Below are 12,917 nucleotides of genomic sequence, written 5' to 3'. Positions count from 1 at the left end.
AGCGGATTCACCGCGTCGCGGGGCCGCCGGCGCGGGCGTCGTCGTCAGCGGTGCGTCGGTCGTGGGCAAGAGTCGCGTCGCCCGTGAGGCTCTGTCGGCAGCCGAGTCACGGGGCTACCGAACGCAGTGGACCGTGGGAACGTCGTTGGCTCAGGCCATCCCGGTTCAACGGGATCCGGCAGCAGGGTTGTTCTGGGAGTCGATGACGTCCACCTGCTCGACGATCTGTCGATGTTCGTCGTACACCAGCTGGTGCAACGCGATGCGGCGGCGGTGATTCTCACCGTTCGAGACGGTGAACCGACTGCACCGTCGACACACGACCTCTGGAGCGTCGGCGAGTTCACCCGACTCACCCTCGCGCCCCTGTCGCTGCCTGAAACCGCGTCCCTGTTGAGGGCGGTGCTCGATGGACCGGTGGATGACGGAACCGCGGAGCGACTGTGGCATCTCGCCTGCGCGCTCTCGAGTCGGTCGTCGAGGGGCCGAGGGTCATGCCGGCCGCGCGCCTCGGACACGTCGTTCGAGACGGTGATGCGGCCGAATTATCCTTTCTGTCGGAGGAATTCAGCCAACTCGGCGATCTCATCGCTGCCGTGGCGCGGCGGCTCAGGCTGCACTCGCATATCGCCGACAGGGAAAGAGGGGGTCGGCGCTACGGTGCTCGGCGCAGGCCGACGCCCTCGCGAAGCGGTGCGGCTGACCGAGCGGGAACCGAGATCGTGAAGCTCGTCGGCGCGGGTTTGTCCAATCGAGCCAAGCCTGCTCAGTCCTAGCTCACCTCAGCCTGAGCGTGATTCCCTCCTCGTCGAAGACCTCGACCACCGCGTCGACAAACGCGCCGCCCAGGTGTCGCTGTGACGACTCGCTGTGGTCCCAATCGACTTCGAAAGGCCGATCGTCCGGCGTTCCGAATCCGCCGCGCAGACAATCGGCCAGCGCGTCGAGGTTCGCACCGAAGTATCCACCGCGTCCGTTCACGGACCGGCCGATCTCGCGGTAGAAGTCCTTGACCGACTTGATCTTTCGACCGTCGAGGCGGTAGACCTTCGGTTTCACGACTGCCCCTCGATGCCGCTGACGAGGCAGAAGGAGTCGTAGTGGTCGCCGGTGTAGAAGTACTCGGCAGGATCGGTCAGCGGCAACCCGCCGGTGACCACCCGTCGCGTCGACCGGTTCGAAGCACCGGGGGTCGGCACGGTGTACTCGTGGTAATAACCGCGCTCCTCGGCGGGTAGGTGGCCTTCTCGGTTGCCGAACACCACACCGTCGTTGCGCGGAAACGGAAACGGTCCGTTGGTCGCGATCGCATCGACGGTATCGGCCACCTCGGGCGGCAGGGTCGAAAGGGGACAGGTTGGCACGCCGGCGCTCGTCGTGGTCGCGTCGGGAGACGACGACGGCGGCGCCGTCGTGCGTGTCACCAGCCACCCGGCGATGATCACCGCGAACACGCAGAGCGCGATCAGCGTGGACGTGCGTCGAGTCACCCGTCCATCATGGCCTGACGGTGCAGACCGGTGACCGTCTAATCCGGTCAGGGCTGGGGCAGACGCGGATCGACCGTGTACCGACCGCCGGGATCCTGGCAGAAGAACAGGCCACAGTTGATCGGCGGCCGAGAGAGGTTCTCCAAGGGGATCTCCGCCGGCGGAAGGGCACCCTCCCAGACGCTGTCTGCGACGTTGCCGCCGGGCTCGCCGTACATCCACCAGTAGGTGTGGCACACGTTCCAGTCCCAGTTCGGCCGCCCGGAACCCGAGCCTGCGAACCCCTGATACTGACCAGGGCACCAGGTGAAAGGCCCCGTCGCTCTGCCGGGGTCGGCCTGGGCGGTCGCGGGCAGGCCCACCACACTCGTCAGGGCTCCGGCGCCTGCCAAAGCGGTGACGGCGATGAGTCGCCGCATACGACGCGTCGAGATCATGGTCGGGTTTCTCCTTCGGTAGCTGTTATGGACAGAACTACACACCCGCTCGCGACCTACCGATCCCAAGAAGTACGTCCCCGTCGGAACGCAGGGCCACGTTTCGCGTGGAGTCTGCACGGGCAAGCAGGAGGACATGAGCGAAACCCAGAAAGTCACTGTCGAACGAACCATCCCGGCGAGCGTGGACGCGGTTTTCGATGTCCTGTCCAATCCCGAGCGGCACCAGGCGCTCGACGGCTCGGGCTTCGTTCGGAGCGTGGACCACGCCGATCGGATTCAGGAAGTAGGTCAGGTGTTCACGATGAACATGCAGGGCGAACACATGGGTGGCGAGTACAAGACCGACAACCACGTGTCCGGGTACGCGAAGGACAAGCTGCTCGCGTGGAAGACCGCACCGGCGGGCACCGAGCCACCCGGCTGGGAGTGGTTGTGGGAGTTGGAGTCTCAGGGCCCCGACGAGACGCTGGTTCGCCACACGTACGACTGGTCGAAGGTCACCGACAAGAAACTGTTGGAGAAGGTCAAGTTCCCGTTGGTCACCGAGGATCAGTTGGATGACACGCTCGGCCGACTCGCGGCCGAGGCGACATCCTGACGGTGGGAGTCGCCGATTTCTACGTCTCCTCGGTGAACGCGACAACCGGAATGCGCCGCCCGCCCGCCATCTTCTCGTAGTCGGCGTAGTTCGGAACGAACCTCTTGGCGAGGTCGAACAGTCGGTCGCGCTCGGCACCGCTCATCACCTCGGCGATGAAGGTGCCCGAGTAGCCGCGCGCCGACAGTGTCACGCGGGGATGGGCCTTGACGTTGTGGTACCAGGCGGGGTGGCGCTCGCCTCCATAGTTGGAGGCGACGGTGATAATCCGACCGCGGTCGGTGAAGTACGTCAGCGGTGTGCTGCGCTGCGCGCCCGTTTTCGCGCCAATGTGGGTGAGCAGCACTTCGGGAAGGACGAGCGACATGGACACGTGACCGTTCGTCAGTTTGATGACGGCTCGGTCGATACGCCAGCCGTAGCGCTTGAGAAATCGGCGCGCGGCCTCGGTGCTCATCACCTTGGCGCCCGCCTTGAACAACGGCGACGGCGCTGTCGGTTCGACCTCGGGGATGCCCATGGCCGCGACGTTACTGCACCGGGCACGGGTTCCGGCTAGCGCAGGATCGCCCGCGCAGCGCGCTCCGCGATCAGCATCACCGGCGCGTTGGTGTTCCCGGACGTGATGGCGGGCATCGCCGACGCATCGACCACTCGAAGGCCGGCCACGCGGTGCACGCGGCAATCGGTGTCGAGCACCGTGGCGGCTGACCGCGGAACACCCTGCGCGTCAAAGGCTCCCATTGCACAGGTCCCCACCGGATGGAAGATGGTGGTGCCGAGTTCACGGGCTGCGTTCTGCAGGTCGTCGTCGCTCACCAGTTGTGGGCCGGGAAGCACCTCCTCCGGGCGGTACCGGGCGAGCGATGGAGCCGCCATGATCTGCCGGGTCATGCGGAGGCCGCGCACGGCGATGTCACGATCGGCGTCCGTCGACAGGTAGTTACAGGAGATCTTCGGGTTGCTCAGCGGATCTGCGCTGGCGATCCGCACGTGGCCACGCGAGCTGGGTCGCAGATTGCACACCGAGGGGGTGATGGCTCCGAAGCGATGCAGGGGCTCGCCGAACTTGGCCAGCGATAAGGGCTGGACATGCCATTCCAAATCGGGACTGGACAACTCGGGATCGCTCTTGGCGAAGGCGCCCAGCGTGGACGGCGGCATGGTCATGGGGCCGGATCGCAGCAGCAGGTACTGAAGTCCCATGCCGGCACGGGTGATCCAGTTCCGGTACAGCGTGTTGACGGTCCGGGCGCCCCGCACCCGGTAGACGGTTCGCAGCTGCAGGTGGTCCTGGAGATTCTCGCCCACCCCCGGCAGATCGACGACGACCGGCACCTGATGCTCGGTGAGCAGCCCGGCCGGGCCGAGACCCGACGCCTGCATGAGCTGTGGCGACCCGATCGCTCCGGCGCTCAGGATCACCTCCCGGCGGGCCCGGACGTCGATCATCTGGCCGTCTTTGAGCAGACGTACGCCGGTGGCGCGGCGCTGAGCGGTGATCCAGGCACCGCGGCGCTGATCGTCGTGGACCTGGTCGTCCGTCAGCAGCTGCACGGCCTGAGTGCGGGTGTAGACGGTCAGATTCGGTCGGTGGGCGACGGGATGCAGGAAGGCATCGGCCATCGACCAGCGCCGGCCACGCCGTTGGTTGACGTGGAAGTACGCACTGCCCGCGTTGTCTCCCCGATTGAACTCCTCGATCGGGGCGATGCCCATCTCGGCGGCGGCGGTCTGCCAGGCGTCCAAGATCCTCCACCGCACCCGCGGCCGCTCGACGCGAATCTCGCCATCGGTGCCGTGCCACTCGTCGGCTCCGCCGAAGTAGTGTTCCAACTCCTTGTAGATCGACAGGGTTTCGCCAGCACCGTCGGGGCCACCCCACAGCCATCGTTCGTCGCCGGTGGCTTGCGCCCACAGCTCGTAATCGCTGGCCTGGCCGCGCATGTGGATCATGGCGTTGATCGACGATGACCCGCCGATCACCCGGCCCCGCGCGTAGAGGATGCTGCGGCCGGCTAGACCGGGGTCGGCCTCGGTCGTGAAGCACCAGTCGGTACGTGGGTTGGCGATCGTGTACAGATAGCCCACCGGAATCTTGATCCAGAACCAGTCGTCGCTGCCGCCGGCCTCGACCAGCAGCACACGGTGATCGGGGTTCGCACTGAGCCTATTGGCGAGTAGACAGCCCGCACTGCCCGCGCCCACGATGACGAAGTCGTACTCGGCGACGGGGCTCATTCCGGCATCGTAATCACCCGTTGTCACGCCACGTGACAACCTCCTTGAGCGAGCTCAGGTCGTAACCGTTGTCCGCAGTGAGTTCGGTCTGGAACAGCGTGACGCCCGCATCGCGGAAGGCCTCGGCGCTATCGGCGTTCTCCCAGAGCGTCGATCGTTCGATGTCGGCACCGCTGCGGCCGAACGTCGCCGCCAGTTCGTCGACGCGGTCGCTGGACCTGCGGAACGCGTCGAGGTCCTGAAACGCGTGCCAGATGTCGGCGTGTCTGGCGACGGCCGGCAGCGAGCGCTTGGGGCCCGTGCCGCCGATGAGAATCGGTACCTTGCGCACTGGTGGCGGGATCAAGGCGGCGAGCCGGTTCTCGATGCGGATCAGGCTCTCGTCGAACAGATCGAAGCGGGAGCCGAAGGTGCCGAACTCGTAACCGTAAGTGGTGTAGTCCTTTTCGTACCATCCCGCGCCGAGCCCCAAAATGAGCCGGCCACCGCTGATGTGATCGACGGTGCGTGCCATGTCAGCGAGCAGGTCAGCGTTGCGGTAGCCCACGCCGGTGACCAGCAGCCCGATCTCGGCGTGCGAGGTGATCTCGCCCCACGATGCGAGCGCGGTCCAGCCCTCGAAGTTGGCGACGTCGGGTTGGTCGTCGAACAGAACGGGCTTGCCGTCGACGATGCCCTTCATCGCCGGGCGGTGGAAGTGGTCATAGCCGAAGATCACGTCGACGCCGAGGTCGTCGGCGGCCAGCACGGCGTCGCGCCACGTGGCGTAGTCGGGGGTGCCGCCGGGCTGGATCTGAACGGCGACGCGAACGGGACGGGTCATGGAGATGCTCCTGAGTCGGGAAAGGGCGACCCTTGAGCCAAGTTCGCGGGTGCAGGGTTTATTCCGGAGCGGCGGATCCTGTTTGCGCCCAACTCATCCCAGGACCGCCGGGTTTCCGCCAGGTGACCGCGTATCGCCACAGCGGTAGCCGGCGCCACCTCATGCCGGGAAGTACCGCTGTGGCGATCTGCTCGACCTCGGCGTAGGTGTGGGGAAAGTGCATCTGCACTGGGGCAGTGTGCTGCCAGTAGCCGCGGATGCGGGAGAACACCTGGTGCTGCACGGCGCCGACGATGTCGAGTGCGTAGTCATGGACGGAAGAACTGCGGGCGCAGCCGATTACGACCAGGGTGCCGCCAGCGGCGGTGAGGCAGGCGAGGCGTTCGAAGCCGGCTGAGAGATCGGGGAGGTGGTGTACGGTCGCGACCGCGGCCACGAGGTCGTAGTGCGCCGCGGGCAGTTCGCAGGTCAGGACGTCGCCGGTTACCCAGGTGACGTTCGCAGACGTGCTGGATCGAGCGCAAGCGATGACGTCGGCGTCGGAGTCGATGCCGGTGACCTCCGGGACCTTCTCGGCGAGGCGAACCGCCAGGAGACCGTCACCGGTGCCGACGTCGAGCGCAGTCCGCGCGGTCGACGTGGCGGCGTCCAACACGATGTCGTAGTAGTGGATGTTGTGGTTCCAACGGTCTCGTCGCTCGGACACGTCTCATTTCTCCGGCTCGCGGGGCCGGCTCGTCTCCACGTGGGCCTTGAGCCCTTCGAGGTCTTCGACGTGCAGGCGCCGGACCCTTCGCCCGAGGATGGCTTCGGCAAGGTGTCGCGCTCCGGGTGGGAGCGGGGCCGCGGCCCGGAAGTCGAGGTGAACACGGGTGCGGGTGTCGTCGAGGGCCTCGAGCCGAAAATCGACCTCGGGAGTCATCTCCCGCCCGAAGGGGCCCCTGTTCCGCAGTCGGTATTCAACCCGGTCGGTCGCGACGCGGGTGAGGAGTTGTCGGCCCTGCTCGGTGCCAGCACGGTCGCGGAAGACGATCGCCGAGCCGATGGATGTACCGTCGCCGTCCACGGCGCAGCTGAAGCCGGTGGCCTTCGGCCACGCCGACCACTCCATCAGCCGGTGTTCGTCGGCGATCGCGGCGTGTACCTGCTCCCGTGGGCGGGCCACCACGATGCTCTCGGTCCACTTCATCGCCGGTCCATTCGCTTCGATCACTTAATGATGAGATGATCGAATCATGTCAGGCTCTGATTCGCAACCGCACGTCTCACTGTTGGACGCATGCCGTGATCTTGCGCGCGCCATGGACCAGTTCGACGAGGCCGCATGCGCCGCTCTCGGGTTGGGGCGCAGTGACTTGCGGGCGCTCAACCTGCTCGAACACGGCCCGCTGGGCGCCTCGGCGCTGGCAGATCAACTCGGCTTGACCCGGCCCGCGGTGACCGCGTTGATCGACCGACTCGCCGACGCCGGCTATGCGGCGCGCGTGTCCGTACCGGGGGACCGGCGGGCTACTGGAATCGAACTGCAGCCTGCGACATTCGAGGCGTTCGCCAGGGTTTACCGTCCGCTCGGCGAGCGCGTGTCAGCAGCCACCGACGCACTGTCACATCGCGACCGCAAGGCGGCCCTCAGTGCGATGACGGCTGTGATCACCGCATTCCACGACGTTCGCGTCGAACTAGCACCGTCCCAGGTGCCCCATCGCTGAATGGCTCGTTGCATCGCGCGAATCATGTTGCACAACAATGCTTTTCACGTGCGATGACAGAGGTTGACCAGTTCCGTCGACCTCCGCACGGCGCGACCGGCGTGTCACTATCCTCGCGGATATTGGCATTGCTGCCACTGGAGCTCGCGGATCGTACGCGTGACACTGGGAGGGAGCCGCCGCGTCTCGGCGCGTCGCGAACCCGGAACCCCGATGAGGAACACCGATATGACTGATTCGATGAAAGCCGTCGTCCTCGCCCGTTTCGGAGGGGCCGACGCTTTCGAGCTGCGCGAGGTCTCCGTACCGCCGGTCGGACCCCGCCAGGTACGGGTGCGCGTTCATGCGACCGCCGTCAACCCGCTCGACTATCAGATCCGTCGCGGAGACTACGCAGATCTGGTGCCGCTCCCGGCGATCATCGGGCATGACATCTCCGGCGTGATCGAAGAGGTCGGAACGCACGTGACCGAGTTCCACGCCGGCGATGCGGTGTACTACACGCCCCAGATCTTCGGCGGCCCCGGCTCCTACGCCGAGCAGCACGTCGCCGACGTCGATCTCGTCGGCCGGAAGCCGGAGAACATCAGTCACCTGGAGGCGGCGAGCCTGACTCTCGTCGGCGGAACGGTCTGGGAGGCCCTGGTGACGCGGGCTCAGCTCACCGTGGGGGAGACGGTCCTGGTCCACGGCGGCACGGGCGGTGTCGGCACGATCGCCATCCAGATCGCGAACGCGATGGGCGCAAGGGTGCTCACCACGGCGAAAGCAGCAGACCACGAGTTCGTGCGCTCGCTCGGAGCGGACGCGGCGATCGACTACACCTCGACCGACTACGTCGACGCCGTGGCCGAGATGACGCGAGGCGAGGGGGTCGACGTCGTCTTCGACACGATCGGCGGCGACGCGCTCACGCGAAGCCCGCTGGCGCTGGCCGACGCCGGACGCGTCGTCAGCATCGTCGACATCGCGCAGCCGCAGAACCTCATCGAGGCGTGGGGTAGGAACGCCGCCTATCACTTCGTCTTCACCCGACAGAACCGCGGCAAGCTGGACGCGCTCACCACCCTGGTCGAGCGCGGTCTCGTGCAGCCGGTGATCGGCGCGACTCTTCCGCTCGCGCGAACGGGCGAGGCCCATGAACTCCTGGAGAACCGACGGTCGTACGCCCTGCGCGGCAAGGTCGCGATCGACGTGGCGGGCGATACCGTTGCGCTTCCTCCTCGAATCCCGTAGCGGCGGTTGTCAATTCCGCCCGGAGAAGGTCGCGCGGTACTCCGAGGGGGACACATCCAGGAGCCGGCGAAAATGCAGTCGCAGGTTCGATCCGGTTCCCAGGCCGACCTGTTCGGCGATGCGGTCGATCGACAACCTCGTGCTCTCCAGGAGTTCGCGGGCGGTGTCGACCCGCGCGCGAAGGATCCACTGCAGCGGGGTGCTGCCGGTCTCTTCGGCGAAGCGGCGCAGGAACGTGCGAGGCGACATCCGCGCGTGCGCGGCGAGTCCCGCGATCGTGAGCTGCTGGTCGAGCCGCGCCATGGCCCATTCGCGCGTCGCGGCAAGGGTGTCGCCATGGGCGGCCGAGTGGGCCTTCGGCAGGTACTGGGCCTGACCCCCGGACCGGTAGGGCGCGGTGACGAGTCCGCGTGCGATCTCGTTCGCCGCGCTCACGCCCAGGTCGCAGCGAACGATGTGCAGGCACAGATCGAGGCCGGCGGCGGCGCCCGCCGAGGTCAGGATGGATCCCTCGTCGACGAAGAGGACGTTCGGCTCGACCGTGATCTGCGGATGCCGCTCCGCGAGCTTCTCCGCCGCATCCCAGTGCGTCGTCGCTCGCAGGCCGTCGAGCAGGCCGGCCTCCGCGAGGGCGAACGCCCCGTAGCAGATCGACGCGATGCGAACCCCTCGGGAGGCGGCGCTGCGGAGTGCATCGTGCACTGCCACCGGGATCGGCCGACCCGACGGGGCGTATCCGGGGACGACGATCGTGTCCGCGTCGGCCAGTGCATCGAGGCCGCGCGGAACGGCGTAGCCGAAACCGCCGTTGGACGGCACCGTTCCGGCGGTGACCCCGCAAGCCGACACCTCGTAGGGAAATCCCGTCTCCGGATGAAACACCTCCGCCGGGATCCCGACGTCCAGCGGGAGCGCCCCGTCGAGCACGAGGACCACCACCTGATGCGGTCGCTGCATCACTCGAACGAGGCCGTACCACCGGCGGATCGGGTCACCCGATCAGGGGCGTTCTCTGAGCGGTCATGTCGCTGAGCGCGCTCTGCATGGCCGCTTCGACGCGGGCGGCGTACTGCTCGACTGCCTCGCCGTCGGTGGCCGGCATCGCCGGAAGAACTCGGGTGGTCAACTTGGTGGGCAACGGCAGATACGGCAGCATGCCCACAGCGCCGATGTTGAGCCCCCATGGCAGCGACACGCTGACGGGTGCCGACTTCACCCGGAACAGTTTGTCCAGACGCATCGCACGAGCCAGGCGCTCCCCGCTGGAGATCACGAACAGCGACTCGCCCGCTCCGGCGGTCACGATCGGCACGATCGGTACGCCCGCGTCGATTGCCAACCGGGCGAAGCCGATTCGGCCGTCAAACTTGATGCGGTTCCTCTCGTCCCACGCCTTGGCGGCGTCGATGTCGCCACCGGGGAACACGGCGACGTGGTCACCGCGGTCGAACGCCTCCGCGGCGGATTCGCGACTCGCCGGTCGTGCGCCGATGGGCTCGATCAATCGACCCACCCCGAGCGTCCACGCCAACTCGTGGGTCAGGATGGTGACGTCTCGATCGAGCTCGAGTTGCTCGAAGGCGGCCCCGACCGCGAAGACGTTGAGATCGAAGATCCCGCCGAATCCGTGGTTGGCCACGAAGAGAACCTGTTCGGTAATCGGCTCCGGTCCGGTGCTGACCTCGAGGCGGTTGTAGCGCCGAACGAACTCGATCGCCAGTCGGCGGAGTGTGAACGCGGCGGAGCCGACGAGGTCGGGACCGTCCGTGTTCGCCGCGCCGTCGGTACCAGCAGTCTCCTCCACCGCAGCCAACAGCGCGTCGGCGAGATTCTCGACGTCTGCGCGGGACTCTGCTTCCGACTCGCTCATGGGACCTTCCGACGGATGTGCGGGTACGGATCCCGCTGTCGGTTCGATGATGCCGCATCGGTCGGCGGCGCGGTCGGCGTTCGAACAGCAAACGCTGACAGCGTCGAACGGCGGGCCTACGCGCCCGCGTTGCGTGCCGTCACGGCCGCGGCCGTCTTCTGAGCCGTGGACTCCGCGATCGGTGCTGCCGCTGCATCGGCGTCCTCGTGACCTGCCAGGGGCCGGTCTTCGGACGCGGACAGGTCCTTGCTCTTCTGCGCGGCCAGTACCTCGACGAGGAGGGCCTCGTCGTACGTGGCTTCTGCGGCCTGGGCTCGTTTACGCGCCTCCTGCGCCTCGCGCTGGGCCTTGCTTCGCGCCTTGCGTAGCGTCTCCCGCTGCTCAGCTGACGTCTTGATCGCACGCTTGAGTTCGGCCTGCTGGTCGACCGCGGCTTGCAGCGCGGCCTCGTCGGCGGTGCGCCGTTCGGCATTGGCCTCCAGCCGCTCCAGCACGAGGGCGAGGTGGCTGTCAGCCCGCGCCGCCGTTTCCAGTGCCGCCTGCCACTCACCGCGCGGCTCGTCCAGCGCAGCGTGATCGACCTCCAACTCTGCGCAGGCATCGGTGGGAGTGGAGCCGGACCGTTCCCGGTCGGATGCATTGGTCATGAGGGGGCCCTCTTCTTCGTAGGAGTGTCGCGCACTCGTCGATTGACGGGGCCGGTGTGAGTGGGGTTCCCGGTAATCGACATCGCAATCAGGGGCCCGCCACCCGCGGCTACAGGGTCGCGTAGATTTTCCGAGAACAATCCGAGCACCTGACGCAGCATTCAAACGAAGGCCATCATGTCCGAGGATTGGAACACAGACGTTCCGCCGAACCAGCTATCCATCAATCCGCGCAGCGCTTGCAACGCGGAAGCGGGTTGGGTGCGTGTTGAAGTCCCCACCGCCGAGGATCGCCGCGGAGATCCCATGGTGGTCAAGCTCCCTGGCACCGTCGAACCGTACTTTCGCTGAATGCTTTTGGGTCACTAGCCGAACACCGGATCAGACGGGCCTACTGCGTCGGGCCTCGACGACGGTCAGCCATATCGCTGTTACACCTCTCACCGGCGATGCTCCCCATCCCTGGCACATCGCGCCGTACGCATCTGGAAGAGAATATGGCTGCCGCTGAAGTGCAGTTGACACCGCAACAGATCGACGAGCTCAGCGCCGCTGTCAGTTGATCGCTCTGCAATCAACTGCGAGTGGTCTCCACCGAACGACTGTCATCTCGCCAGGGACCGATTAGTCGAGAACAGATGCACGCGATTCACCAAGCACTGCGTTTCGTCCTGGACCTCTAGTGGCCAGCCTCGTTGAGTACTGCATTCTCAAAACTATTGAGATGCAAAGGAGTACCCGCACTTTCCCGCAGCAGGGAAGTGCATAAGACCAGCTTGGTTGGGGCTCGCTTCGCTGAGAGCCAGTCGTGCGTTAGGCGAGCGGACCCGTTCAGTCGCGCGAGCGTCACATACAGCAATCAGCGGTAGCGTTCCGCATCCCGTATCGGTACCATCTCGCTATGAGCAGGCAGATCGCCGTTCGGCTTCCGGACGAAGTCGTCGATTTCATCGATGGGGAAGTGGAACAGCGGCACGTCGAGAGCCGCGCATCATTCGTACTCAAGGCGCTCGAACGCGAGCGGCGCCGGCTGATCGCTGCCCGCGATGCGGAGATTCTCGCCAAGCGCACCACGGCGGACGACGACTTCGATGAACTCGCTGCTCATACCTCCACCTTCGAACTGGATTTCGATTGAGGCCAATTCACGTCGCGCAGCTTGATAAGGCTCGGCCGGTCCTGATTCTGACTCGGGAGCTCGTGCGACCCCACCTAACGAGGGTCACCGTGGCACCGATCACCGGAACAGTTCGCGGCCTGTCGACCGAAGTTCCAGTAGGTGTGCGTAACGGGCTCGAGAAAGATTCCGTCGTCAGCGTCGACAACATCTTCACGATCCCGGTTGCGGCACTGGGCCGCCAGATCGGGTTCTTTCTTCCTGATCAAGAGGAATCGCTGACAACGGCGATACGGCAGGCGTTCGATCTCGACTGAAAAGCAAGGGATCGGCGCCGATAGGCGAGCGCCAAAGGGCTACCACGGGCGAGCTTTCGGTGCACGTCACCGAGAACTGGTCAACTTGACATAATGTGGCTTATCGGCACAATTCGGTGCTGCGGCGATGCGGGCCGCTTGCGGATGACGCGTGGTCCGATCCGAACTGTCGCCATACGGTCGATCTCCGACTGTGACACCGATCCGGTCCCATGCGCACGGAGTCGTCATCCAGTCGTCCGCTGGCCGGGCCCGCCCGTGACGATCCGCATGGCGGCGTGATCGACCGTGTCCCTTCACGTCCGCTGTCCGTTCTCATTGAATCTGGGGCACATTTACTAGTCTGACCTGCATTGCCCCAGATTGGATGAGAATTTCGATCGCGACGTTTCTCATTGAATCTGGGGCAACCCTGCTTCCGCGCCCGGC

The 12,917-nt window shown here is 66.0% G+C and carries 19 protein-coding genes; 7 read left to right on the top strand and 12 right to left on the bottom strand.

Annotated features, from left to right (window positions below):
- Window positions 1-165: 165 nt before the first annotated feature.
- The 4 genes from NM203_RS22705 to NM203_RS22690 all read right to left on the bottom strand — a co-directional run bounded on the left by NM203_RS22705 (window position 166) and on the right by NM203_RS22690 (window position 1,927).
- On the bottom strand, window positions 166-450 hold the full coding sequence (locus NM203_RS22705) for a hypothetical protein (RefSeq protein WP_255062732.1): 285 nt from the start codon (window positions 448-450) through the stop codon (window positions 166-168).
- Window positions 451-777: 327 nt separating this feature from the next.
- Window positions 778-1,059, bottom strand: a complete 282-nt coding sequence (locus NM203_RS22700) for a barstar family protein (protein WP_255062731.1) — start codon at window positions 1,057-1,059, stop codon at window positions 778-780.
- Entirely contained in the window at window positions 1,056-1,490 is a 435-nt protein-coding gene (locus NM203_RS22695) for a guanyl-specific ribonuclease (protein WP_408633395.1), read from the bottom strand. Before NM203_RS22695 ends, NM203_RS22700 begins: the two co-directional genes overlap by 4 nt.
- Window positions 1,491-1,537: 47 nt before the next feature.
- Complete coding sequence (locus NM203_RS22690) at window positions 1,538-1,927, bottom strand: hypothetical protein (protein WP_255062730.1); 390 nt, start codon at window positions 1,925-1,927, stop codon at window positions 1,538-1,540.
- A gap of 136 nt (window positions 1,928-2,063) precedes the next feature.
- Between NM203_RS22690 and NM203_RS22685 the strand changes: the two genes are divergently transcribed.
- Window positions 2,064-2,528 carry an SRPBCC family protein gene (locus NM203_RS22685; RefSeq protein ID WP_255062726.1) on the top strand — a complete coding sequence of 155 codons (465 nt, stop codon included), beginning with the start codon at window positions 2,064-2,066 and terminating at the stop codon, window positions 2,526-2,528.
- Between the two features lie 19 nt (window positions 2,529-2,547).
- Here the strand turns inward: NM203_RS22685 and NM203_RS22680 are convergent, their stop codons facing one another.
- Genes NM203_RS22680 through NM203_RS22660 form a run of 5 tightly spaced genes read right to left on the bottom strand, consistent with a single transcriptional unit; the run spans window position 2,548 to window position 6,805 of the window.
- On the bottom strand, window positions 2,548-3,048 hold the full coding sequence (locus tag NM203_RS22680; protein ID WP_255062715.1) for a nitroreductase family deazaflavin-dependent oxidoreductase: 501 nt from the start codon (window positions 3,046-3,048) through the stop codon (window positions 2,548-2,550).
- 35 nt (window positions 3,049-3,083) lie between these two features.
- Window positions 3,084-4,769 carry a GMC family oxidoreductase gene (locus NM203_RS22675; RefSeq protein ID WP_255062714.1) on the bottom strand — a complete coding sequence of 562 codons (1,686 nt, stop codon included), beginning with the start codon at window positions 4,767-4,769 and terminating at the stop codon, window positions 3,084-3,086.
- Window positions 4,770-4,782: 13 nt separating this feature from the next.
- Window positions 4,783-5,592, bottom strand: coding sequence for an LLM class F420-dependent oxidoreductase (locus tag NM203_RS22670; RefSeq protein WP_255062712.1), 810 nt, complete (start codon window positions 5,590-5,592; stop codon window positions 4,783-4,785).
- A gap of 58 nt (window positions 5,593-5,650) precedes the next feature.
- Window positions 5,651-6,298, bottom strand: a complete 648-nt coding sequence (locus tag NM203_RS22665; protein ID WP_255062710.1) for a class I SAM-dependent methyltransferase — start codon at window positions 6,296-6,298, stop codon at window positions 5,651-5,653.
- A gap of 3 nt (window positions 6,299-6,301) precedes the next feature.
- Window positions 6,302-6,805: an SRPBCC family protein gene (locus tag NM203_RS22660; RefSeq protein WP_255062708.1), complete on the bottom strand. Its 504-nt coding sequence runs from the start codon at window positions 6,803-6,805 to the stop codon at window positions 6,302-6,304.
- A gap of 22 nt (window positions 6,806-6,827) precedes the next feature.
- On the opposite strand from NM203_RS22660, the gene NM203_RS22655 reads away from it, so the two are divergent.
- Window positions 6,828-7,301, top strand: coding sequence for a MarR family winged helix-turn-helix transcriptional regulator (locus NM203_RS22655; RefSeq protein WP_255062707.1), 474 nt, complete (start codon window positions 6,828-6,830; stop codon window positions 7,299-7,301).
- Window positions 7,302-7,529: 228 nt separating this feature from the next.
- The gene (locus NM203_RS22650) at window positions 7,530-8,537 is read left to right on the top strand and encodes a zinc-dependent alcohol dehydrogenase family protein (protein ID WP_255062706.1); all 1,008 of its coding nucleotides are present in this window, start codon (window positions 7,530-7,532) and stop codon (window positions 8,535-8,537) included.
- Window positions 8,538-8,546: 9 nt separating this feature from the next.
- Here NM203_RS22650 and NM203_RS22645 read toward each other — a convergent pair whose 3' ends face one another.
- From NM203_RS22645 to NM203_RS22635, 3 genes are all read right to left on the bottom strand, one after another.
- Window positions 8,547-9,494 (bottom strand): GlxA family transcriptional regulator, encoded by a 948-nt coding sequence (locus tag NM203_RS22645; RefSeq protein WP_255062705.1) that lies wholly within the window; start codon window positions 9,492-9,494, stop codon window positions 8,547-8,549.
- A 34-nt stretch (window positions 9,495-9,528) separates the two neighbouring features.
- On the bottom strand, window positions 9,529-10,407 hold the full coding sequence (locus NM203_RS22640) for a 1-acyl-sn-glycerol-3-phosphate acyltransferase (protein WP_255062704.1): 879 nt from the start codon (window positions 10,405-10,407) through the stop codon (window positions 9,529-9,531).
- A 116-nt stretch (window positions 10,408-10,523) separates the two neighbouring features.
- The gene (locus NM203_RS22635; protein WP_255062703.1) at window positions 10,524-11,054 is read right to left on the bottom strand and encodes a hypothetical protein; all 531 of its coding nucleotides are present in this window, start codon (window positions 11,052-11,054) and stop codon (window positions 10,524-10,526) included.
- A 177-nt stretch (window positions 11,055-11,231) separates the two neighbouring features.
- Between NM203_RS22635 and NM203_RS22630 the strand changes: the two genes are divergently transcribed.
- The 4 genes from NM203_RS22630 (at window position 11,232) to NM203_RS22610 (ending at window position 12,488) form a co-directional block, all read left to right on the top strand.
- Entirely contained in the window at window positions 11,232-11,405 is a 174-nt protein-coding gene (locus NM203_RS22630; protein WP_255062702.1) for a DUF3297 family protein, read from the top strand.
- Window positions 11,406-11,632: 227 nt separating this feature from the next.
- Entirely contained in the window at window positions 11,633-11,737 is a 105-nt protein-coding gene (locus NM203_RS22620) for a hypothetical protein (RefSeq protein ID WP_255063032.1), read from the top strand.
- 218 nt (window positions 11,738-11,955) lie between these two features.
- Window positions 11,956-12,192 (top strand): YlcI/YnfO family protein, encoded by a 237-nt coding sequence (locus NM203_RS22615; protein WP_255062701.1) that lies wholly within the window; start codon window positions 11,956-11,958, stop codon window positions 12,190-12,192.
- Complete coding sequence (locus tag NM203_RS22610) at window positions 12,189-12,488, top strand: type II toxin-antitoxin system PemK/MazF family toxin (RefSeq protein ID WP_255062699.1); 300 nt, start codon at window positions 12,189-12,191, stop codon at window positions 12,486-12,488. Before NM203_RS22615 ends, NM203_RS22610 begins: the two co-directional genes overlap by 4 nt.
- Window positions 12,489-12,917: the final 429 nt, after the last annotated feature.

It is taken from the genome of Mycolicibacterium arenosum (assembly GCF_024320865.1).
GTDB classification, from domain to species: domain Bacteria; phylum Actinomycetota; class Actinomycetes; order Mycobacteriales; family Mycobacteriaceae; genus Mycobacterium; species Mycobacterium arenosum.
The sequence above is the reverse complement of the archived record's forward strand: the minus strand, read 5'-3'. Positions and strand labels throughout refer to the sequence as shown.

Coding starts and splice junctions, on each gene's coding strand:
- NM203_RS22705 (WP_255062732.1), bottom strand. CDS start 450: ATGCCACAGTCGCTCCGCGGTTCCGTCATCCACCGGTCCATCGAGCAC.
- NM203_RS22690 (WP_255062730.1), bottom strand. CDS start 1,927: ATGATCTCGACGCGTCGTATGCGGCGACTCATCGCCGTCACCGCTTTG.
- NM203_RS22685 (WP_255062726.1), top strand. CDS start 2,064: ATGAGCGAAACCCAGAAAGTCACTGTCGAACGAACCATCCCGGCGAGC.
- NM203_RS22680 (WP_255062715.1), bottom strand. CDS start 3,048: ATGGGCATCCCCGAGGTCGAACCGACAGCGCCGTCGCCGTTGTTCAAG.
- NM203_RS22675 (WP_255062714.1), bottom strand. CDS start 4,769: ATGAGCCCCGTCGCCGAGTACGACTTCGTCATCGTGGGCGCGGGCAGT.
- NM203_RS22670 (WP_255062712.1), bottom strand. CDS start 5,592: ATGACCCGTCCCGTTCGCGTCGCCGTTCAGATCCAGCCCGGCGGCACC.
- NM203_RS22655 (WP_255062707.1), top strand. CDS start 6,828: ATGTCAGGCTCTGATTCGCAACCGCACGTCTCACTGTTGGACGCATGC.
- NM203_RS22650 (WP_255062706.1), top strand. CDS start 7,530: ATGACTGATTCGATGAAAGCCGTCGTCCTCGCCCGTTTCGGAGGGGCC.
- NM203_RS22645 (WP_255062705.1), bottom strand. CDS start 9,494: ATGCAGCGACCGCATCAGGTGGTGGTCCTCGTGCTCGACGGGGCGCTC.
- NM203_RS22640 (WP_255062704.1), bottom strand. CDS start 10,407: ATGAGCGAGTCGGAAGCAGAGTCCCGCGCAGACGTCGAGAATCTCGCC.
- NM203_RS22635 (WP_255062703.1), bottom strand. CDS start 11,054: ATGACCAATGCATCCGACCGGGAACGGTCCGGCTCCACTCCCACCGAT.
- NM203_RS22630 (WP_255062702.1), top strand. CDS start 11,232: ATGTCCGAGGATTGGAACACAGACGTTCCGCCGAACCAGCTATCCATC.
- NM203_RS22615 (WP_255062701.1), top strand. CDS start 11,956: ATGAGCAGGCAGATCGCCGTTCGGCTTCCGGACGAAGTCGTCGATTTC.